Genomic DNA, 24,858 nt, shown 5'->3' with positions numbered 1-24,858 from the left:
CCCTTGTGCGTGAGGTGCGCATGATTGAGGTCACCGCGGGTGCGCCAGTAGGCACCCTGCGTAGCGGCTCAGGAGCAGCGTGACGTCCCGGGATCGCCCGCAGAACACGTTTCGCAGAATTCTGCTGACTGGATTTCGTGAAACAACACCCCGCCACGGCAGTTGTGTTGGCAGAATCGACGAAGACTCCGACTCCCCGGGCAACGCGTGTCGTCGGCGCGCAACGTTCCCCGGATCCCTCGAAGTCGCTGCCCCAGGAGGACGCATTGAACGAAGCCATCGAGTCCGCTACGCCCGCTCTGTGCCGACTCCAACTCGGCGTCGAACTACGGCGGTTGCGTACGGACAAGGGCCTGGCGGCTGCGCAGGTGGCGCGACGGCTCTACTGGGCGCCGTCCAAGCTCACGCGACTGGAGACCGGGGACAACGGCGTTGTCGCACCCTCGGACGTCATAGCGCTGTGCGACCTCTACAGCGCCTCGCCCGAAGAACGAGCGGTGCTCGAGGGATACGCCGTAGTCACCAAGACCAAGAAGGACTGGTGGCAGTCACCGTCCTACCGGCCCGTCATCCCGCCCGGCTTCAAGGCGTTCCTGGGCTTGGAAGCGATCGCCACCCAACTTCGCACGTACGAAGCAGAGTTCGTGCCGGGACTACTGCAGACCGAAGCGTACGTACGGGTCATCCACGAGCGTGCCATGGCCGGACTCGGGTCCGACGAGATCGACCGGCTCGTCGAAGTACGGCTCACCCGCCAGGAGGTGCTGCGGCGCACACAGTCTCCGCTGAAGCTCACCGCGATCGTGAACGAGTCCGTCCTGCGGCGGCGGGTGGGTAACGGGCAGGTCATGCGGGGGCAGTTGGAGCACATCGCCGAGCTGGCCGAAGGGCTGCCGAACGTACGGGTCCAGGTCGTACCCTTCGAGGTTGGCGCTCATCCAGGGATGAACGGGTCCTTCGCCGTCCTGCACTTCAGGGAACCGCTGAAACCGATCGTGTACCTGGAGAACATGGCCGCCGCCGGCGTTACCCGCAAGGAAGACGACGTCGAGCGATACGAGGAAGCCTTCAGCGACCTCCAGGCAACCGCTCCAGGACACCGCGAGTCCCTGACTCTGATCCACAACGCCATCAAGGAGTTCTGATCCCCATGCACATCCCAGCCCCCGAACTGACCGAAGCCCGCTGGTTCACCTCCAGCTACAGCAACGACCAAGGGGGGAATTGCGTCGAGGTCGCCGACCTCACCTCGACCTCCTACGCAAGCGTGGCCGTTCGCGATTCCAAGGCGCCGGACGGGCCCGTGCTGCTAATAGGTCCGCCGGTGTTCCGGGCCTTCGTGCGAGCGCTCACGTGAGGCGAGCCCGACGGGTGTTGTGGAAGATGGCGTGGCGGTGGGGCTGTGGGGTGTTGTCGCACGGCGTGAGCACTTGTCTCCATCGTGTTCACATGCCGCTCGTTTGAGCGCCTGAAGGGCATAGGCGCCTCGTGTGTTCACTGATTCTGCGAACACCTCCCCGGCCCTCGCTTGATCCCTGCATCCTCAGCTGTTGTCGGCGGCTCGCCTGCTGATGTGTTCCCGCAGCAGGTTCACCGCCAGGTCATGGCCGTACTCCGCAGCCATGTGCATCGGCGTGTGCCCATCGGGATCCGAGAGTTCCGGATCGGCGCCGAAGGCCAGCAGCACTGCAGTGGTGTGCACGGTCAGGGGGCGGCCACTCTGCAAGGCGCCGTCGCCCTCCGCATCGATGGCATGGGTCAGCAGGGTCATGCTGGCGAACACCTCGTTGGGATCCGCCCCGTCGGTCAGTAGCTGGGCCAACGTCTTGGCGTCCTCGTTCTCAACCGCATGATGAGCTGGCGTCCAGTAGTCGCGCACGGAGGCATTCAACTGTCGCCGCACCACGTCCACCAGCGAATTTCGGCACCGTCAGCCAATTTGCGGCATAAGGTCTGTCCACCATGACCGAATACACCACTTACGGCACCAGCACGCACAGCCCGAGCGAGTTGGCTCAGCTTGTCACCTGTCGCCTCGGGCTGGTCTTCACCGAGCGCGACAGTTACTTCCGAGGCGTCTACTACACAGCCGACCACTCCGATGGGCGCGTGCAGATCCAGCCCAACTCCATTCCGGGCGACGATGACGAAGACGAGCTCTACGCGTCAGAACACCCGAGGAGCCGCGTGTTGTTGCTGACTACAAGCTTGGCTCCCGCCCTGCATACAGGCTTGGACTCCATCGACGGGCTCGTCCGGCTCTAGACCTCGTCACCCCCGTGCAACCGCCGCAACACCGCCCCGCACCTTCGTGCATACGCATGTTGCAGCCCCCGCGTCGCCGGCCCGCCTGCCCGCGCGTACCACTTTGCCGCGCGGCTGAAGGCCCTGACCGTCAGCCAGACCGTGCCGTCGCCTGTCATTTCGACCAGGAACGCTTCCTCGCCGGATTCGGGGTGGCCGGGGAGGGTGCCGTAGGCCCAGCCGGCTTGGCGGGGTTCTTCTACCGTCCAGACGATTCGGCAGGGGGCCTTGATCAAGCCGGCGAGGGTGACCGTCAGTTCTACACCGGGGGCCGCCTTGGGGGCTTCGGTGGTGATGCCTACGCCCATTGCTCGGTGGAGTTCCCAGGTGAGGACTGCCTGGGATGAGGCCTCGAAGACCTTGCGGCCCTCGCCGATGCGGGTTCTGACGTGTAGGGGGTGGTAGCCGGGCGGGGTGCGGTTCTCGCGGGTCGCGCCCACGTCGTCGTACGTGAAGGGCGTTTCCGTGGAGGGCATGGGGAGCAGCGTAGGGCAGCCCCCGGAACGCCTTCTTTTCGGGGGCTGCCCATGTGTGTGCGGTGAACGGCTGGGTGTCAGCTGATCAGTTCACGTTTACGGCGGCCCAGGCCGCCTGGACCGCCTTGTACTCCGTGCTCGTTGCGCCGTACAGGTCGCTTGCCGCGCTCAGCGTCGCGGTGCGGGCGCCCGCGTACTTCGTCGTCGACGTCATGTACTCGGTCAGCGCCTTGTACCAGATCTGGACCGCCTTGTCGCGGCCGATGCCGGTGATGGTGGAGCCGTTGGAGGTGGGGGAGTCGTAGGTGACTCCGTTGATCGTCTTGGTGCCGCTGCCCTCGCTCAGCAGGTAGAAGAAGTGGTTCGCCGGGCCCGAGGAGTGGTGGACGTCCATGCCGCCGAGGCTGGAGGACCAGGCGTCGGCCGAGTCGCCGTCCTTGCTGGGCTTGTCCATGTAGCGCAGCGGCGTGCCGTCGCCGTTGATGTCGATCTTCTCGCCGATCAGGTAGTCGCCCACGTCCTTCGAGTTGTCCGCGTAGAACTCCACCGCCGCGCCGAAGATGTCGGACGTCGCCTCGTTCAACCCGCCTGACTCACCGCTGTAGTTGAGGCCCGCGGTGTTGGAGGTGACGCCGTGTGTCATCTCGTGGGCCGCCACGTCGATCGACGTCAGCGGCTTCGCGTTGCCCGCGCCGTCGCCGTAGGTCATGCAGAAGCAGCCGTCGGACCAGAAGGCGTTGACGTACGCGTTGCCGTAGTGGACGCGGGAGTAGGCGGCCTTGCCGTCGTTCTTGATGCCGCTGCGGCCGAGGACGTTCTTGTAGAAGTCCCAGGTGACCTGCGCGCCGAAGTGCGCGTCGACGGCGGCGGTCTGGGCGTCGGAGGCCGCGCCCGTGCCCCAGGTGTCGTCGGCGTCGGTGAAGAGGGTGCCGGTGCCGGACGTACCGCGATTGAGGTTGTACGTCTTGCTGGCGCCCCGGGTCGGGTCGTTGAGCTGGTACGTCGAGCCCGACTGTGAGGTGCCGATGGTGACGTCGCCGCTGTACTGGCTGTGGCCCGTACCGGTCTGGATCGCCTCCCACTCGTACAGCTTCTCGCCCGTGGTGGCGTCCGTGATGACGTGCAGTTCCTGCGGGGTGCCGTCGTGCTGGAAGCCGCCGACGACCGTCTCGTACGCGAGGGCCGGCTTGCCGCTCGCGGCCCAGATGACCTTACGGGGCGCCTTGTCAGCCGCGGACTTCTTGCTGCCCTCGGCCTGCGCCGCCTTCAACGCCTGCTTCTCCGCAGCGGACTTGGCGATGTCGGGCGTGACGTCGGTGACCTTGATGTCGGCCTTCGTCGCCCTCGTCACGCCCTCCGTCTTCCCGGACTTGGCCTCGTGGATCACCAAGTCGCCGCCGAGGACGGGGAGTCCGTCGTACGTCCGCTCGTAGCGGGTGTGCGTCGTGCCGTCGGCGTCCTTGACGACGTCTCTGACGACCAGCTTTTCCTTGGCGCCGAGGCCTATCTCGTCCGCCGTTTCGGTGGTCGCCGCGTCGGCCTTCTTGATCAGGCTTGTGCGGGCTGCTGGGGTCAACTGGACGGGGGCGGCCGCGAGTTGCGTGCCGGTGGAGCCGGACGGCTCGGCGGGGGACTGGGCGGTGGCGCCGGTGGTCAGACCGGCGGTGAGGAGGGCTCCGGCCGCGACGGCGGTGGCTATGGCCAGAGTGGTGCGCTTGTGACGCGCGTAGAGGGGGGTCACACAAGCTCCTTTGTGGGGGGTCTCGGCAGGCGTGGGCGGCCTGTCGGACGGGTGAAGGGGCGGTGCGGGTTTGCCTGCGGCAGCTGTGCGGGAGTGTCGCGTGAGGTGAAGAGTGCCAGGTGGGGCGTGTGCATGTCAGTGGGGTGAACGGATGTTGGCCGGAAATCGTCCAGCCTCCGTTCGCCTACCGGGGTGGGGAGTTGGGTTCGCGGGCGCGTGCGGGTTCGTCGTGGCTTGTCGCGCCCCGCGGCGGAGCCGCATATGTCACAGCCCCGCGCCCCTAAAGGGCGCCCCGCCCCCGGCGGCGGAGGGGAACCCGTCCTGCACTCAGCCCAGAATGCCCCGGTCGTACCCCACCGCCACCGCCGCAGCCCGGTCCTTTACCCCCAACTTGGCGTACAGGTGCGTCAGATGCGTCTTGACCGTCGCCTCGCTGATGAAGAGGACTCGGGCGATCTCTCGGTTTGAGGTGCCCTTGGCTACCAGGGTCAGGACCTCGCGTTCGCGGGTTGAGAGGGGCTCGCCTGCGGGGGTTCGGACTGCTGAGACCAGGCGGGATGCCACCGCTGGAGACAGGACCGTACGGCCCTCTGCCGCTGCGCGGACCGCGGTGAAGAGGTCGTCTCTCGGGGCGTCCTTGAGGAGGTAGCCCGTCGCGCCCGCTTCGATCGCGGGGAGGGTGTCGGTGTCCGTGTCGTACGTCGTCAGGACCAGGATTCTGGCGCGGGCGCCCTGGCGGGTCAGCTCGGCGATGGCCTCTACGCCGTTGCCGCCGGGCATGCGGAGGTCCATCAACACGACGTCGGGGTCCAGGGATTGGGCCAGGGTTACGGCTTCCACGCCGTTCGCCGCCTCGCCCAGCACCGTGAATCCCGGTGCCGATTCGAACATGCCGCGCAGACCGTCCCGTACGACGGGATGGTCGTCGACGATGAGGAGCGTGATGGTGGCGTCATCGGTCATGGCGCACCAACGGTACGCGAGCCGACACCGCCGTACCGTGCCCTGGTTCGGACTCCACCGTCAGTGAGCCCGCGATGCGTTCGGCGCGGGCGCGCATGCCGTCGAGGCCGAAGCCGCCGTGGCCGTTGCGGGAGGGGAGCGTCAGGGGGTCGAAACCGCGGCCGTCGTCCCGTACGTCGAGGACGACCTCGTCGCCCATGAAGGAGAGGGTGACGCCGAGGCGGCCGGCTTGGGCGTGCCGGGAGGCGTTGGACAGGGCCTCCTGGGCGATGCGCAGCAGGGTCGCCGAGACCTCCTCGTGCAGGTGCTCGGCGGTGCCTGTGGTCGTGAACTCGGCGCGTACGCCCGTCCGTTCGGCCCATTCGGCGACCGTCTTCTTCAGCGCCTGGGGCAGCCCGTCGTGCTCCAGGGCCACGGGCGCGAGGTTCTGTACGGAGCGGCGGGCCTCGCCGAGGCTGTGGCGGGCCAGGGCGGAGGCGCGGTCGAGGTGGGTGCGGGCTGTCGGCAGGTCGGGGGCGTTCGCGACGACCTGGAGCTGGGCGATGATGCCGGTCAGGCCCTGGGCGATGGTGTCGTGGATCTCGGCGGCCAGCCGGCGTCGTTCGTCGGCGACGCCCGCTTCCCTTGCCTGGACGAGGAGTTGGGCGTGGAGGGCGGCGTTCTCGTCGAGGGCTTGCTGCAACGCCGCGTTGGTGCGCTCGAGTTCGGCGATGGTCTCGGCCTTGGCGCGGGCGCGCTCGTCCTCCTGCTCCATGAGGTGGGCGACCACCATATGCAGGCCGGCATTGGCGCCCAGGAGCCCGATGAACGCGATCAACTGGGTCAGGTTCTTCGGCGGCAGCCCGCCGGACTGCGAGCCGGCCAGGGTGATCGCGCTGGCGAACAGTCCCAGCCGCCGCCACCTGGCCGGGAGGAGTTCGTCGGCGTCCATGAGGCCGGTGACGGCGTAGAACCCGAAGAACGGGTTGATCCAGGTGAGTGCGAAGGCGATCGCCCAGCGGACGACGAAGTACGCCGTCCCTGCCCGGGAGGGGGTCCGGCCGCGGTGGGTCGAGTGGGTGCGGGTGCGCTGCCACCACAGCTGGAGGGCGATCGCGGCGACGACCAGGGCCCCGGCGGCGTACCACTCGACGGGGCCGTCCATCAGCTCGACGGTGACGGCCGACAGGACGACACCGATGCCGAGCAGCCCGTAAGGCCCCCAGGTGCGCAACTGCTCCCAGCGCCGGTCGAGTTGCGAGTGCACCATGGTCATCCCCCCAGTCTGCACGGCCGGTCGCCTACTCCCACCGGAACCAGCGCGCGGCCGCGGCCGTGAGCAGCACCGTCCAGCCGACGAGCACCCCCAGGTGGTCCCAGCCCGGCCAGTCCCCCGCCGCCGCCTCGTTCAGGGCCTGGGCCGCCGCGCCGAACGGGGTGAACTCGACGATGCGGGCGAGGAGGTCCGGCATCGTCTGCACCGGCATCCAGACACCCGCGCAGAACATGCTCGGGAAGAACACCGCGGTACCGACGGCCGTCGCCGCCTTCGAGGTGCGGGCCAGCGCTGACAGCAGGGCGCCCATGGCGAGGGCGACCGCCACGGCGAGCAGTAGCGCCAGTACGTATCCGAAGGGCTGGCGCGGCAGGGTCACGTCGAACACGATCCGGCCCACCGAGAGCGCCAGCAGCGCGGACAGTACAGCGGCGGCTCCGTGCAGTCCCATGTGCGCGGACAGTAACGCGCTCGGGCGCACGGGGGTCGTCGACATACGGCGCAGGATGCCGCGTTCGCGGTAGCCGGTGATGCCCGGTGGCAGGGACTGCAGACCGGCCACGATCATGCCGAGCAGCACCGTCACCGGTACGTACGTGTCGACGATCCGTAGGCCGCCGAGGTCGTCCTGGGTGGTGCGGAACGCCGGGATGCTGCCGAGGATCACCAGAAGCAGGGTGGGGAACGCCAGGATCCAGAAGTGCGCCCCGGGTTCGCGGCCGAAGAGCCGGGCCTCGGCCTTCAGTACGGCGGTGCTGCTCATCGTGCGACTCCTGTCAGGTCGAGGAACGCGTCGTCCAACGTGGCGTCGGTGACGCGGAGTTGATGGGCCGTGATGTGCTGCCGGGCGAGCAGCGTGATGACCGCGTTCACGGTCTCGTCGGTGCCGCCGAGCGTGATCCGGCCGTCCTTGCACTCGACGGAGGCCACGGCGGGCAGCGCGGCCAGTTCGCCTTCGTCGAGCGGGACCGACGGCGTGAAGCTGATGAGGGTGGCGTTCGTGGCCCGGGCTATCAGCCCGCGGGGTGTGTCCAGCGCGGCGATCCGGCCCTGGTCGATGACCGCGATCCGGTCGCAGAGGCGCTGTGCCTCCTCCATGAAGTGGGTGACGAGGAGGACGGTGACGCCGTTCGCGCGGATGTCCTCGATGAGTTCCCAGGTGTCGCGGCGGGCCCGCGGGTCGAGTCCGCTGGTCAGCTCGTCCAGCACGACGACCTTCGGATCGCCGATCAGCGCGAGCGCGATGAACAGGCGCTGCTTCTGGCCGCCGCTGAGTTTGCCGAAGCGGGCGTCCAACTTGCTGGTGAGGCCCAGGCGTTCGGCGAGCGGGCGCCAGTCGGCGGGGCTCGGGTAGAAGGCGGCGTACAGCTCCAGTGCCTCGCGGACGGTGAGTTTCTCCTGGAGTTCGCTCTCCTGGAGCTGGGCGCCGAGGACGCGGCTGACGGCGTCGTGGTCGGCGACGGGGTCGAGGCCGGTGACGCGTACGCGGCCGGCGTCCGGGATGCGCAGGCCCTCCACGCATTCGACGGTGGTCGTCTTGCCGGCCCCGTTCGGGCCGAGAATGCCGAAGATCTCCCCCTCCTCGACGGCGAAGGAGACCCCGTCGACGACGGCCCTCCCTCCGTACGACTTGCGCAATCCGGTGACTTCGATGACGGGTTCGCTGGTCATGCATCGAGGATCCCGGGCGGCAGGGTGCCGCACATCGGCCGTCTCGCTCGAAGGGGCATCAGCCGATCGGTTGATACGGCCCTACGACTCCGCAGGTCGAGCCGGTCCTAGGACTTCCGGACGAGTGTGGGACCGGCCGAAACTCGGTGGGCTCTGTCAGTGGCGATCCGTAGGCTCACTACTGATGGCCACCACACCCACAGCCCCCAATGACCAGGACCTCACGGACAAGGACCTCAAGGACTCCGAGGATCCCAAGGACCCGGACCTCGCCGGTCGCCGCGACGGCGACCGTTCCGTCGTACGGATTCTGCTGCGCCTGTGGCCGTACGTACGGCCCGTGCGGGCGCGGCTGTTCACGGCGGCGTTCGTCGCGATCCTCGCCTCGTGCATGGGGCTGGTGATCCCGCTCGTCCTGAAGTGGATCGTGGACGGTCCGGTGGCCGGCCGGGATCCGCGCGGGGTGTGGCTGGGGGCGCTGGTTCTGCTGGCGCTCGGGCTCGCCGAGGCGCTGCTGTTCGGGCTGCGGCGGTGGCTGGTGGCCCGGCCGCTGGCCGGTGTCGAGGCGTCGATGCGGGCGGATCTGTACCGGCATCTGCAACGGCTGCCGGTCGCCTTCCACGACCGCTGGCCCTCAGGTCAGCTGCTGTCGCGGGGCACGACGGATCTGATGCTGCTGCGTATGTTCCTGGCCTTTCCGTTGACGTTCCTGTTGGTCAACGGCGTGACCATCGTCGTCGGCGTGATCATCATGCTGTGGCAGGACTGGACGCTCGGGCTTGTGATCCTGGGGCCGGTCGTGCCCGTGATCGTCGTGTGCTCCGTCTTCGAGAAGCGGTACTCCGATGTGGCGCGGCTCGCGCAGGACCAGGTGGGCGATCTGACGACGGTCGTCGAGGAGAGCGTCCTCGGGATTCGGATCATCAAGGGGTTCGGGCGGCACCGCAGCCAGTCGCGGGCCTTCCGGGAACTGTCGGGGACGCTGCGTGGCACCGAGTTGCGCAAGGCCCGGCTGCTCGCCGCGATCTGGGCCGTCATCATGACGCTGCCCGAACTGGCCATCGGGGCGGCGCTGGTCCTCGGGACCGTGCAGGTCGCGGACGGTGCGCTGTCCGCGGGCACGCTCGTCGCCTTCCTCTCCACCGCGCTGGCGCTGCGCTGGCCGGTCGACTCCATCGGGTTCCTGCTGGCGATGACGCAGGAGGCGGCGACGGCGACGGAGCGGTACTTCGAGGTGATGGACGCGGAGCCGGAGAGTACGGGGAGTCCGAAGAGCGAGGGGAGTGGGGCACGCGACTCGGCGGTACGAGGTGTCGCTTTCCTTGGGTCGGGATCCGCCCCAGCGGCACGACTGCCCGCAGCTACGCGCGACGGCGGCCTCCAGTTCCACAGCGTCCAGTTCCGCTATCCCGACGCGCCCGCCGACGCTCCTCCCGTACTCGATCGGATCGACCTCCACATCCGCCCCGGCGAGTCCATGGCTCTCGTCGGCGCGACCGGCTCGGGCAAGACCACCCTCACCGCCCTCGTCCCCCGTCTCCATGAGGTGACGTCGGGCCGGATCACGCTGGACGGCGAGGACATCACAGCGATGCCCCGTGAGGAGCTGCGCTCCAAGGTCGCCGTGGCCTTCGAGGAGCCCACCCTGTTCTCGGCCTCCGTCGGGGAGAACGTCCTCATGGGCGCCCAACCCGACGCGGGGCAGCGGGAGTTGGAGCGGGCCCTCGCCATCGCCCAGGCCGACTTCACCCACGCCCTCCCGCACGGCACCGACACGCAGGTCGGCGAGCAGGGCCTCAGCCTTTCCGGCGGTCAGCGCCAACGGCTCGCGCTGGCCAGGGCAGTCGTGGGCCGCCCCCGCTTCCTCGTGCTCGACGACCCGCTGTCCGCCCTTGACGTGCACACGGAGGCCGCAGTCGAGGCCGCCCTGCGCCGCGTACTGGCCGAGACAACCGCCCTGATCGTGGCGCACCGCCCCTCCACAGTCCTGCTCGCCGACCGCGTGGCCCTGCTCTCCGAGGGCCGGATCGCCGCGACCGGCACCCACCACGAACTGCTGCGCACGAACGCCGAGTACGCCCGGCTGATGTCCGGCACGGAACACCCGGAGGCCGAACCCCCGGAAGCCGATCACAGGGAAGTCGGCGACCCGGAAGTCGGCCACCCGAAAGCGAACGCTGAGAGCGGCGCGTACGACGAGACCGGCGCGTACGGCCAGACCGTCGCGGAAAAGGAGGACCACCGATGACCGCGGCGCCCACGACCACCGCGCCGGACCAGGAACCGCGCAAGGACCAGCCCGCGGGCGACCCCCCGGAGGCCGCCGACGCCTTCGACCGCGACGCCCTCCCCACCCCACCGGGCGCGACCGCCGCCCTCCTGCGCTCGCTCCTCGCCCCGATGAAGGCGCGGGTCGCCCTCACCTCCCTGCTGCTCCTGCTCCAGCAGGCGGCGGTGCAGGCGGGGCCGCTGCTCGTGGCGTACGCCATCGACAGTGCCGTACCCGCGTTCCGCGACAACCGGCACGGGCCGCTGATCGCGGTCGCGGTCGGGTACCTGCTGTGCGCGCTGGCCTCCGGCGGGCTCCAGTACGCCTTCATCACCGCGTCCGCGCGCGTCAACCAGGACGTGCTGCTCGACCTGCGCGGCCGGATCTTCCGCCACGCCCAGGCGCTGAGCATCGACTTCCACGAGCGCTACACCTCGGGCCGCCTCATCTCCCGCTCCACCACGGACGTCGAGTCCCTGCGCGAACTGCTCGACGAGGGCTTGCAGGAACTCATCACCGTCATCATCTCCTTCGTCTACATCTCGGCGATGCTGCTCTGGCTCGACCTGGGCCTCGGGGCCGTGGCCGTGGCGTCGTTCGCGCCGCTCTACCTGTTCATCCGCCAGTACCGCCGCCGTGCTGGCCGCGTCTATGCCGTCCGCTCGACCGCGATCGCCGCCGTGATCGTGAAGTTTGCCGAGACGATGAACGGCATCCGGCCGGTACGGGCCTTCCGCCGCGAGGGCGCCAATGACAAGGAGTTCCGGGTCCTCAACCACCGGCACGAGCGCAAGAACGGCGACGCGCTGCTCGAAATGGCCCGCTACGTCGTCAAGTCCCGGCTGGTCGCCAACACGACGGTCGCGGGGATCGTGCTGTGGGGCGCGTACCGGGTGGCATCGGAGTCGCTGGCGCTCGGCGTACTGGCCGCCTCGGTCCTCTACCTGCGCCGCCTGTACGACCCCATCGACCGACTGGGCATGTTCCTCAACTCCTACCAGTCGGCCGCCGCCTCACTGGAGAAGATCGCCGGCCTGCTCGCCCAGACCCCCACCGTGCCCGAGCCCGCCGAGCCGAAGCCCCTGCCCGCGCTCGCTTCCGCACAGCCGGGCCGCGAGGTCGTCTTCGACGGCGTCCGGTTCGGCTACCGCACGGGCGGCGAGGTGCTGCCCCACTTCGACCTGACGCTGCTCGCCGGTCAGACCGTCGCCGTAGTCGGCTCGACGGGCGCGGGCAAGTCGACGCTCGCCAAACTCCTGGCCCGCTTCTACGACCCCACGGCAGGCCGCATCCTCCTGGATGGCGTCGACCTGCGCGAACTCTCCATGCCCGAACTGAGACGCGGCGTGGTGATGGTGACCCAGGAGGCCTTCCTCTTCTCCGGCACCGTCGCCGAGAACATCTCCATCGGCCGCCCCGACGCCACCCGCGAAGACATCGAACGCGCCGCCAAGGCCCTCGGCGCCCATGACTTCATCGCCGCCCTGCCCGACGGCTACGACACAGACGTACGCAAGAGGGGTGGCCGTATCTCGGCAGGCCAGCGCCAACTCGTCGCTTTCGCCCGGGCGTTGCTCGCCGACCCGGCGGTCCTGATCCTCGACGAGGCGACCAGCTCCCTGGACATCCCCGGTGAACGGGCCGTCCAGCGCGCCATGTCCACCGTCCTGAAGGGCCGCACAGCGGTCGTCATCGCGCACCGCCTGTCGACGGTGGAGATCGCCGACCGGGTGCTGGTGATGGAGCACGGGCGGATCGTCGAGGACGGCACGCCCGCCGAACTCGTCGCCGCGACCGGCAGGTTCGCGGACCTGCACCAGGCGTGGCGGGACAGCTTGGTCTAGGGGCGCGCTCTGGCGATGTGCCATGTCAGCGGTCGGTTGATGGCCGTCGGTCGATGGGGAGGGTGGGCAACGGGTGGGGCAGATCGATGCGTACGGGGATCCGGGTACGCCCGATTGCCGAAGTGGCGGCCGGTATTTGTGGTGGCTGGTCAGGGTGCAGCCCTGCCGGTCTGCCGGCGGGGCGCTGCTGGCCAGCGCGTGGATGTTGCTGATGGCGCTCGCGCCGTATCTGATGGCCCGCGCGATCGACGACGGTCTGGAGCCGGGCGACCGGGCCGCGCTGATCGGCTGGTCCGCGGCCCTGCTCGGCGTGGGGGCGTTCAACTCGTGGCTGGGCATCATCAGGCACCGCACGATGACCAAGCTCCGCATGGACGCCAACTTCCGCACGGTCAAGGTCGTAGTCGGGCACGCGGCCCGGCTGGGCGCAGCGCTGTCACGCCGGGCCGGGACCGGGGAGGTCGTCACGATCGGCGTCGGCGACGTGCAGACGATCAGCGGCTCCCTGACCGTGGTCGGCCCCGGAGTCGGCGCACTCGTCGCCTACGTGGCCATCGCCGGGCTGCTGCTGACGGTCTCGCCTCTCCTCGCCGGAGTCATCCTGCTCGGCATTCCGGTCATCGCCGTCATCGTCGGCCCGCTGCTCGGGCGGCTGCAGAGGACGGAGACCACGTACCGCGAACGGCAGAGCGTGCTGACAGCACGGATCGGCGACCTCGCGGGCGGACTGCGCGTCCTCAACGGCCTGGGCGGCAAAGGGCTGGTGGCCGACGCCTTCCACCGCGACTCGCAGCGACTGCGCGCCCAGGGCTACCGGGTCGGGGCCGTGACCAGCTGGCTCCAGGCACTCGGCATCGGGCTGCCGACGGTGTTCCTCGCCGTGGTGACCTGGCTGGCGGCCCGGCTGACGGCTCAAGGGCAGCTCAGCGTGGGCGAGTTGGTGTCGGTGTACGGCTATGTCGCCGTCCTGGTGCCGATGGTGGCGTTCTTCGTGGAGTGCGGCTACGGCATCAGCCGCGGACTGGTGTCCGCACGACGCGTCGCAGCCTTCCTCCGCCTGGAGCCGGCCCCCGACCACGGCACCCGGGACGCCCCCGCGGAACCCTCGCCGCTGCACGACCCGGAGTCCGGAGTACGCGTGGCACCCGGCCGGCTGACCGCGCTGGCCGGTGCCCGCCCCGCCGAGTCCGCGGCCGTGATCGACCGCCTCGGCCGGTACGTGGAGTCGGCGGCGACCTGGGGTGGCGTACGCCTCGACGAGATCCAACTGGCGCAGATCCGCGAGCGCATCCTCGTCGCGGACAACGAGGCGGACCTGTTCGCGGGAACACTGCGGGACCTGGTGTCCGGCAGCCGGGACCCCGCCGACGAGGACATCGCACGCGCCGTGCACACGGCCGTGGCCGACGACATCGTCCAAGGCCTGCCCGACGGACTCGACTCGTCCGTCGACGCCCAGGGCCGCAGCCTGTCCGGCGGCCAGCGCCAGCGCGTACGGCTCGTACGGGCGCTGTTGGCCGACCCCGAAGTGCTGCTCGCCGTCGAACCCACCTCGGCACTGGACGCCCACACCGAGGCAGCGGTCGCGGACCGGTTGCGGGCCGAGCGAGCGGGTCGTACGACCGTGGTGACCAGCACTTCGCCGCTCGTACTGGACCGGGCGGACACCGTGTTCTACCTGGTCGAGGGCAAGGTGGTGGCGAGCGGGAGCCATCGTCGGCTGCTTGATGAGGAGCCGGGATACCGGGCGCTGGTGGCTCGCGATGCGGACGAGGACGAGGACGGGGACCTGGATCTCGACGGAGAGGCGGCTGCGGACGCGGTCGGGGACTTGGATGCGGGTGTAGGGGAGGCCGTTCGGTGACTTCGGTGACTTCGAAGCAGTCCACCGGGCAGGACTCCGAGCAGCCCAGCGGTCAGCTGCCCATCGCCGAACCGGCCGATGTGCGGCGGGCGGCCGGGCGGCTGATCCGGGCCGACGGGCGCGCCTTCACCGCCGTGCTCGCGCTGAACTCGCTCGCCGCCGCCGTCGGACTCGTCGGCCCCTGGCTGCTCGGCCGCATCATCGACGAGGTCAGGGCGGGCGGCGGCGTCGGCGTCGTGGACCGGCTGGCACTCGCCATTCTGGTGTGCGCGCTGGCGCAGTTGCTGCTGGCGAGGTGGGCCCGGTATGTGGGGCACCGGTTCGGGGAGCGGACGCTGGCGCGGGTGCGCGAGCAGTTCGTCGAGCGGGCCCTTTCACTGCCCGCCTCGGTCGTGGAGCGGGCGGGCACGGGTGACCTGACCGCGCGGGGAACCGCCGATGTCGCCCAGGTGGGCACCACGCTGCGCGACGCCGGGCCTGAGCTGCTGATCTCCACGGTGCAGTGCCTGTTCATCCTCGGTGCGATCTTCTTCCTCGATCCGCTGCTCGGTGCCTGTGCGGTGCTCGGGCAGGTCGGCATTTGGTTCGTACTGCGCTGGTACCTGCGTCGGGCGCGTACCGCGTATCTCGCCGAGGGTGCCGCCACGTCGGAGGTCGCCGAGATCGTGGCGGCCACCGCCGCCGGGGCCCGTACGGTCGAAGCCTTCGGGCTTCAGGGGCGGCGGATCGCGGCGAGCCGGGATGCGCTCGAGACGTCCCGGCGCACCCGGATGTACACGCTGTACCTGCGCTCCGTGTTCTTCCTGGTCGTGGAGTTCTCGTACGTCGTTCCCGTGGCCGGGGTGCTGCTGGCGGGCAGCTTCCTGCATGAGCGGGGGCTGCTGAGCCTGGGTGCGGTGATCGCGGCGGCGCTGTATCTGCGTCAGATCGAGTCGCCGCTCGACACGATTCTGATGCGGCTCGAGCAGTTGCAGAGCAGTGGCGCCTCGTTCGCCCGCGTGGAGGGGTTGGGGCGGGCGCCGCAGGCTTCGACGGCGGCCTGTCCCACGCCGGAGGACGACCGGATCGATGTCACGGGGGTGCGGTACGCGTACGAGCGTGGGGGCGAGGTGTTGCGCGGGGTGGACCTGACGGTGCGGCCGGGGGAGCGGCTGGCGATCGTCGGGCCTTCCGGGGCGGGGAAGACGACGTTGAGCCGGCTGCTTGCGGGGATCGATGCGCCTAGTTCTGGGGCGGTGACTGTGGGCGGGGTGCCGGTTGCTGCGCTGGGGCCTGAGCAGTTGCGGCGGCAGGTGGTGCTGGTGACTCAGGAGCACCATGTGTTTCTCGGTACGGTCCGCGACAATCTGCTGATTGCCGAACCGGCTGCTGGTGACGGGGAGTTGTGGGCGGCTCTTGAGGCGGTGGGTGCGGGCTGGGTGTCCGAGCTGGCCTCCGGGCTCGACACCGAGTTGGGGCCCGACGGGCATCGGCCGGATGGGTCTCAGGCTCAGCAACTCGCCCTGGCGCGGGTGGTGTTGGCGGATCCGCACACTTTGATCCTCGACGAGGCGACTGCGCTTCTTGATCCGGCGACGGCTCGTCATACGGAGCATGCGTTGGCGGCCGTGCTGGCTGGGCGGACGGTCATTGCGATTGCCCATCGCCTGCATACCGCCCATGACGCGGATCGGGTTGCCGTTATGGAGGCGGGGTGTCTTACGGAGGTGGGGACGCACGACAGTTTGGTGGCGGCGGGTGGGGCGTATGCGGCGCTGTGGGGGTCCTGGCATGGGCAGGCGTCCGGCGGCTGAAGGTTGGGGAGGGTTTCCTTTCCCCAGCCCCGCCCCTTCCCGAAACTGGGGGCTCCGCCCCCAGACCCCGGCTGCCTCCGGCGGGGTGGGTGGCGTGCTCACCCGTGGATGTGTGGCTGCCTACTGGGGTGGGGAGTGACAGTCGTGTCGCGGCTGCGGGTGCGTTGTGGCTGGTCGCGCAGTTCCCCGCGCCCCTGAAGGGGCGCTCCCGGAACCGTCCGCCACGAAGCTCACCAGTCGCCATGCTCGCCAGCCGCCACGCACCAGCCCCCGACTACCCGCGGCTTTCCGCCGGTGGGAGGGGACGTGGGCCGGTGCGTCCTATGCCCGTCGCTTAGCTTCGGTCTGGGCATACCTGCGCCCTGTGTGAGCACGGGGTCGTATGCCCTGTTGGCGACGGGCTGACGCACCGGACCGCGGCCCCGCACCCACCAACCACCTAGGGGGCGCGGGGAACTGCGCGAGTAACCACGACGGACCGTCAGCCGCCCAACCGCCGGAGGCACCCCGCGCGGCTGCGCGACCAGCCACAACGAACCGTCAGCCGACAACGAACCCAACCGCCCAACCGCCGGAGGCACCCGTCACCCGACCACCTTCAACAACAGCACCGCCCGCCCCGGCACCGAAATCCCTACCCCCGCCCGATGCACCACCCCGGGCGCCACCCCCTGCTCCTCCAGCGACGTATCCACCACAACCTCATAACTCTCCGCCCACGGCGGCCCAGGCAGGACGAAGTCCACCGGCTGCTCCCCGGCGTGGAGGACAGCCAAGAAGCTGTCGTCCACGATCGGTCGGCCCTGCCCATCCCGGCCAGGGATATCGCGGCCGGAGAGATACATCGCGACCGTCGCGGACGGCGCGTACCAGTCCTGCTCCGTCATCTCCGTGCCGGCCGCCGTGAACCAGGCCAAGTCGCGCAGCCCGTCCGTCGAATGGGCCCGGCCCGAGAAGAACGCCCGCCGCCGCAGCACCGGGTGCTCATGCCGCAGGGCGATCAGACGCGACGTGAGGTCGAAGAGGGACCGCCACTCGGGGTCGTCCAGCAGCTCCCAGTCGACCCAGCTCAGCTCGTTGTCCTGGCAGTACGCGTTGTTGTTGCCCCGCTGCGTCCGGCCCAGCTCGTCGCCCGCGACCAGCATGGGCACGCCCGTCGAGAGCAGCAGAGTCGTCAGCAGGTTACGGAGCTGACGGCGCCGCAACGCACGTATGCCCACGTCATCCGTCTCCCCCTCCACACCCCCGTTCCAGGAACGGTTGTCGTCCGTGCCGTCCCGGTTGCCCTCGCCGTTCGCCGCGTTGTGCTTCTGCTCGTACGACACCAGGTCGCGGAGGGTGAAGCCGTCGTGGGCGGTGACGAAGTTGACGGACGCGTACGGGCGGCGGCCGCCCCAGGCGTACAGGTCGCTGGAGCCGGACAGGCGGTACCCCAGGTCGCGTACGTCCGGCAGGGCGCCCCGCCAGAAGTCCCGTACCGCATTCCGGTAGCGGTCGTTCCACTCCGTCCACAGCGGTGGAAACGCCCCGACCTGGTAGCCGCCCGAGCCCACGTCCCAGGGTTCCGCGATCAGCTTGACCCGCCGCAGCACCGGGTCCTGCGCGATGACCGCCAAGAACGGGGACAGCATGTCCACGTCGTGCATCGAGCGGGCCAGCGCCGCCGCCAGGTCGAAGCGGAAACCGTCCACGCCCATCTCCGTCACCCAATAGCGGAGCGAGTCCGTGATCAGGCGCAGGACGTGCGGCTGGACGACGTGCAGGGTGTTGCCGCAGCCCGTGTAGTCGGCGTACCGGCGCGCGTCGTCCTGGAGCCGGTAGTAGCCGCGGTTGTCGATGCCGCGGAGCGACAGCGTCGGGCCCAACTCGCTTGCCTCGGCCGTGTGGTTGTAGACCACGTCGAGGATGACCTCGATACCGGCGGCGTGCAGCGCGCGCACCATGCGCCGGAACTCGCCGACCTGCTGGCCCCTCGTCCCGGAGGCCGCGTACGCCGCGTGGGGCGCGAAGTAGCCGATGGAGTTGTAGCCCCAGTAGTTCTTCAGGCCCCGCCGCAGCAGATGGTCCTCGTGCGCGAACTGGTGCACCGGCAGGAGCTCGACCGCCGTCACGCCCAGTTTCACCAGGTGCTCGATCGCCGCCGGGTGCGCCAACCCCGCGTACGTACCCCGCAGTTCCTCGGGGATGTCCGGGTGCAGCCGGGTGAAGCCGCGTACATGCACCTCGTAGATCACCGAGTCCGCCCACGGCGTCTTCGGGCGGCGGTCGTCCGCCCATTCGTCGTCGGGTGCGTCATCGTGGACGACGACACCCTTCGGGACGTACGGCGCCGAATCCCGGTCGTCCCGCACGGTGTCGGCGACCTGCTGCTGGGGCCAGTCGCGGACGTGCCCGTACACCTCGGGCGGCAAGCTGAACTCGCCGTCCACGGCACGCGCGTACGGATCGAGGAGGAGCTTCGCCGGGTTCCAGCGGGCGCCCGTCCACGGGTCCCAGCGGCCGTGCACCCGGAATCCGTACCGCTGCCCCGGCCGCACGCCCGGCACGAAACCGTGCCAGATCTCATGGGTCAGCTCCGTCAGCGGCGCCCGCACCTCCACCCCCTCGTCGTCGAAGAGGCACAGCTCGACCGACTCCGCGCCGCCCGCCCACAGCGCGAAGTTGGTGCCCGCGACACCGTCGGGGCCGACCCGGAAGCGGGCCCCCAGCGGGGTCGGGGCACCTGGCCATACGGGCATGACGGGCGCCGTACGCGCCGCGCCGTTCAGCACGGCGGACGGGGCACGCCCCTCGGGAGCGGAAACGGGCAGCCCGTTGGCAGGGGCGCGGTCCTGCTCACCGGGCACCCCGTCGCCCGGCACGCGCTCCTCCTGCTGCTCAGCCTCCTGCTCGGGTGCGCTCGACACCTGTTCAACCTCCAGCGGCTCGGTTGAACGGCGCCAAGAAGAGCTCACGGCGTCCCTGCCATGTCGGCTCATCGTCGCGTCGTCCTTCCCACTGTTCTGCCCAGAGCGGGGCTCGCACTCACGTTTCCCCACGACCGGACAGATCGTTGAGTGCACGTGATGGATGCACACAGGCGCGCGCGACGCGCAGGGTCGGCACTGGCCGTCGTACTGACCTGGGCAGCGCTGCTGGCCACGACCTCGGCCTGCACGGCCAACGGGCTCGACAGCCTGCGCGGCAAGCCCCGCTCACCCGAGGAGGCGATCCACATCCGGCCCGACGCCGGTAGCAGACCCGTACGCCCCGACCAGGAGCTGGAGGTGGGGGTCACGTCCGGGCGCCTGGAGTCCGTGAAGGTCGCCAAGTCCCGGGGCGCGCGGGCATTTCGAGTGCCCGGGCGCATCGAAGCAGACGGCATGACCTGGCGGCCGGACGGCGACGGGAAGCTGGAGCCGGCCGCCGCGTACACCGTGCACGCGGTCGCCCTCGACGGGCACGGGCGGCGGCTGGTGCGGCACGCGAGGTTGCGGACGTACGGCCCGGGCGAGCGACTCATCGGACGCGTCACCCCGGAGCATCGGTCGACCGTCGGCACGGGAATGATCGTCTCGCTGGAGTTCAACCGCGAGATCCGGAACCGGGCGGCCGTCGAGCGAGTCATCCAGGTGCGGGCGCGTCCCGCCGTCGAGATCCGCCCGCACTGGTTCGGCAGGAACCGGCTGGACTTCCGGCCCGCGAAGTACTGGAAGCCGGGTACGAAGGTCACCGTCGCCCTGCGGCTGCGGCACGTCGAAGCCGCGCCCGGCGTGTACGGGCTCCGGAACCGGACGTACTCCTTCACCGTCGGCCGCGACCAGACCAGCGTCGTCGACGCTGCCGAGCACACCATGCGGGTACACCGCGACGGCGAACTCCTCGCCACCGTACCGATCACGGCGGGCGCCCCCAAGACGACGACGTACAACGGGAAAATGGTGGTCACCGAGAAGCTCGAGGTGACCCGGATGAACGGCGCCACGGTCGGCTTCGAAGACGCCGACGGCAAGGGCGAGTACGACATCCCGGACGTCCCGCACGCGATGCGGCTCACCGACTCCGGGACCTTCCTGCACGGCAACTACTGGGCGCGGGGCGTGTTCGGCAACGCCAATGTCAGCCACGGCTGTGTGGGCCTGCGCGATGTGAAGGGCGGCAGCTCCGCGAGCCCGGCGGGCTGGTTCTTCGACCGCAGCCTGATCGGTGACGTCGTCGAAGTCGTGCACAGCGACGACAAGATGGTCGCGCCAGACAACGGACTTGGCGGATGGAACATCTCATGGAAGGAGTGGAAGGCGGGCTCTGCCATGAATTAGGCGGACATGGGCTGGACATAAAAAGGACATAGGTGGGAGAACACGAGATCAATTTCAGCTGAACTTGGGACTGAATAGTGACAACTACGGGGAGCCACCGCTGCTGGTCATATGGTTGATTGGCGCGGTGCGCGCGTGCGACGCGCAGGAGTGCGGGCCCGGTTGACGGGCCGTGCGAGGGGAGAAGCAAGTTGAAGATCGGGCGACCGATATCGGGGGCGTCGGTTGGCGCACGGGGGCGCGGACGAACAGGGCGTACGGGGCTTCTGGCGCTGATACTCGGCCTGCTGCTGATCGCCGTGACGGCGTGCGGCGGCGGAGGGGGGTCCGACTCGAACTCGGGCTCCGACGGCGGCAAGAACGGGGACAAGGGCGGCTCTGACCAGGCCGAGTCCAGAACCTCGCAGGCGGTCGTGGCCATAGTGCCCAAGGACGGCGCCGACGATGTGGACACCAACGGCGCCCTGAAGATATCCGCGGCCAAAGGCAAGCTGACCGAGGTCAAGGTCGCGGACTCCAAGGGCAAGGCCGTCGAGGGCAAGATCACTGACGGCGGGGCGAGTTGGACGCCCACCTACCACCTGGCGTCGGACACGAAGTACAAGGTCCAGGCGACGGCCAAAGACTCCGAGGGCCGCGAGGCGACCGAAGAGTCCAGCTTCACGACACTGACCCCGAAGAACACCTTCATCGGCATCTTCACGCCCGAGGACGGTTCCAAGGTCGGCGTCGGAATGCCCTTCTCGCTCAACTTCAACCGGGGCATCACCAAGCCCGAGGACGTCGAGAAGGCCATCCGTATCAAGACGGAGCCCGCGGTGGAGGTCAAGGGCCACTGGTTCGGCAACGACCGGCTGGACTTCCGCCCGGAGAAATACTGGAAGCCCGGTACGAAGGTCACGGTCGACCTCAACCTGGACGGCGTCGAAGGCCGGCCCGGCGTTTACGGCGAGCAGGCCAAGACCGTGTCGTTCACCATCGGCCGCAGTCAGATATCCACCGTCGACGTCAAGTCCAAGAAGATGACGGTCAAGCGCGACGGCAAGGTCATCAAGACCATCCCGGTCACGACGGGCAAGCCGGGTTACGAGACCTGGAACGGCCAGATGGTCATCAGCGAACGCCACGAAATGACCCGTATGAACGGCGAAACGGTCGGCTACGGCGGCGAGTACGACATCAAGGACGTCTCGCACGCCATGCGCCTGTCGACCTCGGGCACCTTCATCCACGGCAACTACTGGGGCGGCGACGCCTTCGGCAACTACAACGCCAGCCACGGCTGCATCGGCCTGCGCGACCTGAAGGGCGGCAGCTCCTCGAGTCCGGCGGGCTGGTTCTTCGACCGCTCGATGGTCGGCGACGTGGTGATCGTGAAGAACTCCAAGGACCGGATCATCGACCCGGACAACGGGCTCAACGGCTGGAACATGCCGTGGGACAAGTGGTAGGAGACTCCGGACGTACGAGCCTGGAGTGACGGGTCCGGATTGGCTGTGACGGGGCCGGTGTGCTGTGACTGAGCACACCGGCCCCGTTGTCGTTAGTCCCCGTGCTGCATCTTCCCTCGGGGGGCGACCCCCCAGACCCCCCGATACGGTGCCTTCATGACTGTGCATCTCGAAGTCGCCGAAGGTGTCGGCACGATCCGTCTCGACCGTCCGCCCATGAACGCGCTGGACGTCGCCACGCAGGACAGGCTCAAGGAGCTCGCGGAGGAGGCCACGCGTCGCGAGGACGTGCGCGCGGTGGTCCTCTACGGCGGCGAGAAGGTGTTCGCGGCGGGCGCGGACATCAAGGAGATGCAGGCCATGGACCATACGGCGATGGTCGTACGGTCCCGGGCGCTGCAGGACTCCTTCACCGCCGTGACCCGTATCCCCAAGCCGGTGGTGGCCGCGGTCACCGGCTACGCGCTGGGCGGGGGCTGCGAGTTGGCGCTCTGTGCGGACTACCGCATCGCCGCGGACAACGCGAAGCTGGGCCAGCCGGAGATCCTGCTCGGGCTGATCCCCGGGGCGGGCGGTACCCAGCGGCTGTCCCGGCTGATCGGGCCCTCGCGCGCCAAGGACCTCATCTTCACCGGCCGTATGGTCAGGGCCGACGAGGCGCTCACACTCGGCCTGGTGGACCGGGTGGTGCCCGCCGCCGAGGTGTACGAGCAGGCGCACGCGTGGGCGGCGGGGCTCGCGAAGGGACCGGCGCTCGCGCTGCGCGCCGCCAAGGAGTCGGTGGACGTGGGCCTGGAGACGGACCTCGAGACCGGGCTCGCGGTGGAACGCAACTGGTTCGCGGGCCTGTTCGCGACGGAGGACCGGGAGCGGGGGATGCGGAGCTTTGTGGAGGAGGGGCCGGGGAAGGCCAAGTTCCTCTGACGGACCTGTCGGGTGATCAACTTGCTCTGATCAACTGGCAGTTGACGCCACGTCGTACGCCGGTGTCCCCCGATGGGGCGGTTTATATGAGCCTTGAGTCGAACTCGAGGTCGCCTGCTCGGGGGCCGTCGGCGATTGCCCTCAACTGGGCTGTCTTTGCAGGTCAATCGGTGCGCACTGTCTCGCGTACTACCCGTGGCATATGCCTTCCGGGTGGCTTGGAACGGAAGGTTCCCGGGGGCGTATTCCTCTGGAACGGCCCCGAAAGGCGTTCTGGGCGGCCATGATGGGGGCATGGCGGGGCTGGAGGGTATGGAACAGCCGCGGCGGCACGTGAGTGCGACCGCGGCGCGTTGGTCACCCGGAGTCGAGGACGAACGCGCACTGAAGGCACTGGAGTTGTACGGGAACCCCACACAGGCCGAGGTTCCGTTGCCGTCCCGCCCCGAGTCGGCGGCCACCGCGCGTCGGCTGACCCAGGTGGTCGTCCTGCGTGAATGGGGACTCTCCCCGAAGATCACCGAGGACGCCGTACTCCTGGTCTCCGAACTCGTCGGCAACGCCGTACGCCACACCGGCGCCCGCGTCTTCGGCCTCCGCATGCGCAGCCGCCGCGGCTGGATCCGCATCGAGGTCCGAGACCCGTCCCGCGGCCTGCCCTGCCTCATGCCCGTCCGCGACCTGGACGTCAGCGGCCGAGGCCTGACCCTGGTCGACAAACTCTCCGACCGCTGGGGAGTCGACCTCCTGCCTCGCGGCAAGACGACGTGGTTCGAGATCAGGGTGACGCCGGACCACCACTGACGGGTCCGCGCTGGGCTCCGCCCCGGACCTCAGTGCGGGGGCCAGCCCTCGCACCCCCGGTCCTCAATCGCCGGACGGGCTGTATTTCAGCGAGCCCCACGGGCGACTGCCCGGCTCACTGCGCAACGAGCAGCGCCTCCGCTCCGACCGGGCGGAACCCGGCCGCCTGAAACGCCCGTACGCTACGGGCGTTCCCGGCTGCCAACTGCGCCCAGACGGGTTCGCCCGCGCTGAGGTGCCGTGCCGCCGAGGCCAGCGCACGTCCCAGCCCCCGGTGCCGTACGGACTCCTCCACCTCGACCGCGACCTCGAGCCGCCCCGCCACCCCGCGCCCCAGGACGAGTACGCCACCGTCGGCCGCCCACACGCGCACCTCGTCACGCCGCTTGCGGGCGCGGGCGACCCGGGGATGGTCGGGGTCGCGAAGCTCGGACAGGGCGAGCGACGGCGGACCCGGCACGGGTGCGGCGACGGCCAGCAGATCGATGGTGTCCGTCGTACGGCCTGTACGGTCCATGAACGCCGCCAGAAACCGCGGATTCATGGCCGCGGCAAGCGCATCGCAGTCCAGCGACCGCAGCAGCGAACGCACCCACTCCGGATCCTCGTCCGTGAACACGACGGAATGCGCGGTGAAGGCGATGACACCCGCATCCCGCCGCCCATGCTGCGGCACAACGGTGACCCCGCCGTCCGCAGGCGGGAACTCCCCACGGGTCGCCGCATCGAGAATGCCCTGCAGCGTGTCAGTCATGAGGTCCCCTCTTCACCGGCTTCAGTCTCCACGCCTGGCAGGCCCCAGACTCCACCGCGGTGGTCGCCGCGATCCGTTCCCGGCCCGCCGGTTAATCTGACTTCCGACAGCAGGACTTGGTTGACAGCACACAGTACGAAGGGGCGGACCCGGTGGCGGACGTCGAGGAAGCACGTAAGCAGTTCCAGCGGATTGACACGGATGGCGATGGCTTCATCACCGCCGCCGAGTTCAAGACCGCCCTGGCCCAAGGCGGCGACTGGAACGTCACCGAGTCCGTGGCGGAGTCCGTGATCGCCGACCGGGACCTCAACGGCGACAAGCTCCTCTCGTTCGACGAGTTCTGGAACTACCTGGCCAAGTGAGCCGAGGATGGGGGCGGCGTCCGTCGGTTGGAAGAGAGGAACCCCAGCCGGCGCGCGGCTGGGGTTCCTCAAGGCGGCGGGT

The 24,858-nt window shown here is 69.4% G+C and carries 21 protein-coding genes; 12 read left to right on the top strand and 9 right to left on the bottom strand.

What is annotated here, in order from left to right; translation table 11 throughout:
• Positions 1–266 precede the first annotated feature (266 nt).
• Complete coding sequence (locus tag ACQEVY_RS14020; RefSeq protein ID WP_432948307.1) at positions 267–1,145, top strand: helix-turn-helix domain-containing protein; 879 nt, start codon at positions 267–269, stop codon at positions 1,143–1,145.
• A gap of 5 nt (positions 1,146–1,150) precedes the next feature.
• Entirely contained in the window at positions 1,151–1,357 is a 207-nt protein-coding gene (locus tag ACQEVY_RS14015) for a DUF397 domain-containing protein (RefSeq protein WP_432948305.1), read from the top strand.
• Between the two features lie 186 nt (positions 1,358–1,543).
• On the opposite strand, the gene ACQEVY_RS14010 is transcribed toward ACQEVY_RS14015, so the two are convergent.
• On the bottom strand, positions 1,544–1,879 hold the full coding sequence (locus ACQEVY_RS14010; protein WP_432948303.1) for an ankyrin repeat domain-containing protein: 336 nt from the start codon (positions 1,877–1,879) through the stop codon (positions 1,544–1,546).
• 83 nt (positions 1,880–1,962) lie between these two features.
• Between ACQEVY_RS14010 and ACQEVY_RS14005 the strand changes: the two genes are divergently transcribed.
• Positions 1,963–2,265, top strand: coding sequence for a hypothetical protein (locus ACQEVY_RS14005; RefSeq protein ID WP_432948301.1), 303 nt, complete (start codon positions 1,963–1,965; stop codon positions 2,263–2,265).
• On the opposite strand, the gene ACQEVY_RS14000 is transcribed toward ACQEVY_RS14005, so the two are convergent.
• From ACQEVY_RS14000 to ACQEVY_RS13975, 6 genes are all read right to left on the bottom strand, one after another.
• The gene (locus ACQEVY_RS14000) at positions 2,262–2,780 is read right to left on the bottom strand and encodes a DUF1990 family protein (protein ID WP_432948299.1); all 519 of its coding nucleotides are present in this window, start codon (positions 2,778–2,780) and stop codon (positions 2,262–2,264) included. The two genes, ACQEVY_RS14005 and ACQEVY_RS14000, sit on opposite strands and share 4 nt — an antisense overlap.
• A gap of 85 nt (positions 2,781–2,865) precedes the next feature.
• Complete coding sequence (locus ACQEVY_RS13995; RefSeq protein WP_432948297.1) at positions 2,866–4,521, bottom strand: M4 family metallopeptidase; 1,656 nt, start codon at positions 4,519–4,521, stop codon at positions 2,866–2,868.
• Between the two features lie 327 nt (positions 4,522–4,848).
• Positions 4,849–5,484: a response regulator gene (locus tag ACQEVY_RS13990; RefSeq protein ID WP_432948295.1), complete on the bottom strand. Its 636-nt coding sequence runs from the start codon at positions 5,482–5,484 to the stop codon at positions 4,849–4,851.
• Positions 5,474–6,739 (bottom strand): sensor histidine kinase, encoded by a 1,266-nt coding sequence (locus ACQEVY_RS13985; RefSeq protein ID WP_432948293.1) that lies wholly within the window; start codon positions 6,737–6,739, stop codon positions 5,474–5,476. Before ACQEVY_RS13985 ends, ACQEVY_RS13990 begins: the two co-directional genes overlap by 11 nt.
• A 25-nt stretch (positions 6,740–6,764) precedes the next feature.
• A complete protein-coding gene (locus ACQEVY_RS13980; RefSeq protein ID WP_432948291.1) occupies positions 6,765–7,502 on the bottom strand; it encodes an ABC transporter permease in 738 nt (245 codons plus the stop codon).
• Complete coding sequence (locus ACQEVY_RS13975; RefSeq protein ID WP_432948289.1) at positions 7,499–8,410, bottom strand: ABC transporter ATP-binding protein; 912 nt, start codon at positions 8,408–8,410, stop codon at positions 7,499–7,501. Before ACQEVY_RS13975 ends, ACQEVY_RS13980 begins: the two co-directional genes overlap by 4 nt.
• 184 nt (positions 8,411–8,594) lie before the next feature.
• Here ACQEVY_RS13975 and ACQEVY_RS13970 point away from each other — a divergent pair, with 184 nt between their 5' ends.
• The 4 genes from ACQEVY_RS13970 to ACQEVY_RS13955 all read left to right on the top strand — a co-directional run bounded on the left by ACQEVY_RS13970 (position 8,595) and on the right by ACQEVY_RS13955 (position 16,180).
• Positions 8,595–10,658, top strand: a complete 2,064-nt coding sequence (locus ACQEVY_RS13970; RefSeq protein ID WP_432948287.1) for an ABC transporter ATP-binding protein — start codon at positions 8,595–8,597, stop codon at positions 10,656–10,658.
• On the top strand, positions 10,655–12,523 hold the full coding sequence (locus ACQEVY_RS13965; protein ID WP_432948285.1) for an ABC transporter ATP-binding protein: 1,869 nt from the start codon (positions 10,655–10,657) through the stop codon (positions 12,521–12,523). Before ACQEVY_RS13970 ends, ACQEVY_RS13965 begins: the two co-directional genes overlap by 4 nt.
• A 202-nt stretch (positions 12,524–12,725) precedes the next feature.
• Positions 12,726–14,387, top strand: a complete 1,662-nt coding sequence (locus ACQEVY_RS13960) for an ABC transporter ATP-binding protein (protein WP_432955205.1) — start codon at positions 12,726–12,728, stop codon at positions 14,385–14,387.
• On the top strand, positions 14,384–16,180 hold the full coding sequence (locus ACQEVY_RS13955) for an ABC transporter ATP-binding protein (RefSeq protein WP_432948283.1): 1,797 nt from the start codon (positions 14,384–14,386) through the stop codon (positions 16,178–16,180). The genes ACQEVY_RS13960 and ACQEVY_RS13955 overlap by 4 nt, the downstream gene beginning before the upstream one ends.
• 584 nt (positions 16,181–16,764) lie before the next feature.
• Here ACQEVY_RS13955 and glgX read toward each other — a convergent pair.
• Positions 16,765–19,086, bottom strand: a complete 2,322-nt coding sequence (gene glgX / locus ACQEVY_RS13950) for a glycogen debranching protein GlgX (protein WP_432948281.1) — start codon at positions 19,084–19,086, stop codon at positions 16,765–16,767.
• A 156-nt stretch (positions 19,087–19,242) separates the two neighbouring features.
• Here glgX and ACQEVY_RS13945 point away from each other — a divergent pair, with 156 nt between their 5' ends.
• From ACQEVY_RS13945 to ACQEVY_RS13930, 4 genes are all read left to right on the top strand, one after another.
• On the top strand, positions 19,243–20,478 hold the full coding sequence (locus ACQEVY_RS13945; protein ID WP_432948279.1) for an Ig-like domain-containing protein: 1,236 nt from the start codon (positions 19,243–19,245) through the stop codon (positions 20,476–20,478).
• Positions 20,479–20,669: 191 nt separating this feature from the next.
• On the top strand, positions 20,670–21,929 hold the full coding sequence (locus tag ACQEVY_RS13940) for a L,D-transpeptidase (RefSeq protein ID WP_432948277.1): 1,260 nt from the start codon (positions 20,670–20,672) through the stop codon (positions 21,927–21,929).
• 156 nt (positions 21,930–22,085) lie between these two features.
• Entirely contained in the window at positions 22,086–22,853 is a 768-nt protein-coding gene (locus ACQEVY_RS13935) for an enoyl-CoA hydratase/isomerase family protein (protein WP_165339095.1), read from the top strand.
• A 294-nt stretch (positions 22,854–23,147) separates the two neighbouring features.
• Entirely contained in the window at positions 23,148–23,657 is a 510-nt protein-coding gene (locus ACQEVY_RS13930) for an ATP-binding protein (protein ID WP_432948274.1), read from the top strand.
• Between the two features lie 115 nt (positions 23,658–23,772).
• Here the strand turns inward: ACQEVY_RS13930 and ACQEVY_RS13925 are convergent, their stop codons facing one another.
• The gene (locus tag ACQEVY_RS13925; protein WP_432948272.1) at positions 23,773–24,411 is read right to left on the bottom strand and encodes a GNAT family N-acetyltransferase; all 639 of its coding nucleotides are present in this window, start codon (positions 24,409–24,411) and stop codon (positions 23,773–23,775) included.
• A gap of 152 nt (positions 24,412–24,563) precedes the next feature.
• Here ACQEVY_RS13925 and ACQEVY_RS13920 point away from each other — a divergent pair, with 152 nt between their 5' ends.
• A complete protein-coding gene (locus tag ACQEVY_RS13920; RefSeq protein WP_432948270.1) occupies positions 24,564–24,776 on the top strand; it encodes an EF-hand domain-containing protein in 213 nt (70 codons plus the stop codon).
• The last annotated feature ends 82 nt before the right edge of the window (positions 24,777–24,858 follow it).

The sequence above is a fragment of the Streptomyces sp. CA-288835 genome (assembly GCF_050936385.1).
Classification (GTDB): Bacteria; Actinomycetota; Actinomycetes; order Streptomycetales; family Streptomycetaceae; genus Streptomyces.
Note: the sequence above shows the minus strand (reverse complement) of the source record. Positions and strands in the feature narration are given on the sequence as shown.

Coding starts and splice junctions, on each gene's coding strand:
- ACQEVY_RS13980 (WP_432948291.1), bottom strand. CDS start 7,502: ATGAGCAGCACCGCCGTACTGAAGGCCGAGGCCCGGCTCTTCGGCCGC.
- ACQEVY_RS13965 (WP_432948285.1), top strand. CDS start 10,655: ATGACCGCGGCGCCCACGACCACCGCGCCGGACCAGGAACCGCGCAAG.
- ACQEVY_RS13925 (WP_432948272.1), bottom strand. CDS start 24,411: ATGACTGACACGCTGCAGGGCATTCTCGATGCGGCGACCCGTGGGGAG.
- ACQEVY_RS13975 (WP_432948289.1), bottom strand. CDS start 8,410: ATGACCAGCGAACCCGTCATCGAAGTCACCGGATTGCGCAAGTCGTAC.
- ACQEVY_RS14005 (WP_432948301.1), top strand. CDS start 1,963: ATGACCGAATACACCACTTACGGCACCAGCACGCACAGCCCGAGCGAG.
- ACQEVY_RS13960 (WP_432955205.1), top strand. CDS start 12,726: ATGTTGCTGATGGCGCTCGCGCCGTATCTGATGGCCCGCGCGATCGAC.
- ACQEVY_RS13935 (WP_165339095.1), top strand. CDS start 22,086: ATGACTGTGCATCTCGAAGTCGCCGAAGGTGTCGGCACGATCCGTCTC.
- ACQEVY_RS13985 (WP_432948293.1), bottom strand. CDS start 6,739: ATGACCATGGTGCACTCGCAACTCGACCGGCGCTGGGAGCAGTTGCGC.
- ACQEVY_RS13990 (WP_432948295.1), bottom strand. CDS start 5,484: ATGACCGATGACGCCACCATCACGCTCCTCATCGTCGACGACCATCCC.
- ACQEVY_RS13930 (WP_432948274.1), top strand. CDS start 23,148: ATGGCGGGGCTGGAGGGTATGGAACAGCCGCGGCGGCACGTGAGTGCG.
- ACQEVY_RS14000 (WP_432948299.1), bottom strand. CDS start 2,780: ATGCCCTCCACGGAAACGCCCTTCACGTACGACGACGTGGGCGCGACC.
- ACQEVY_RS13970 (WP_432948287.1), top strand. CDS start 8,595: ATGGCCACCACACCCACAGCCCCCAATGACCAGGACCTCACGGACAAG.
- ACQEVY_RS14015 (WP_432948305.1), top strand. CDS start 1,151: ATGCACATCCCAGCCCCCGAACTGACCGAAGCCCGCTGGTTCACCTCC.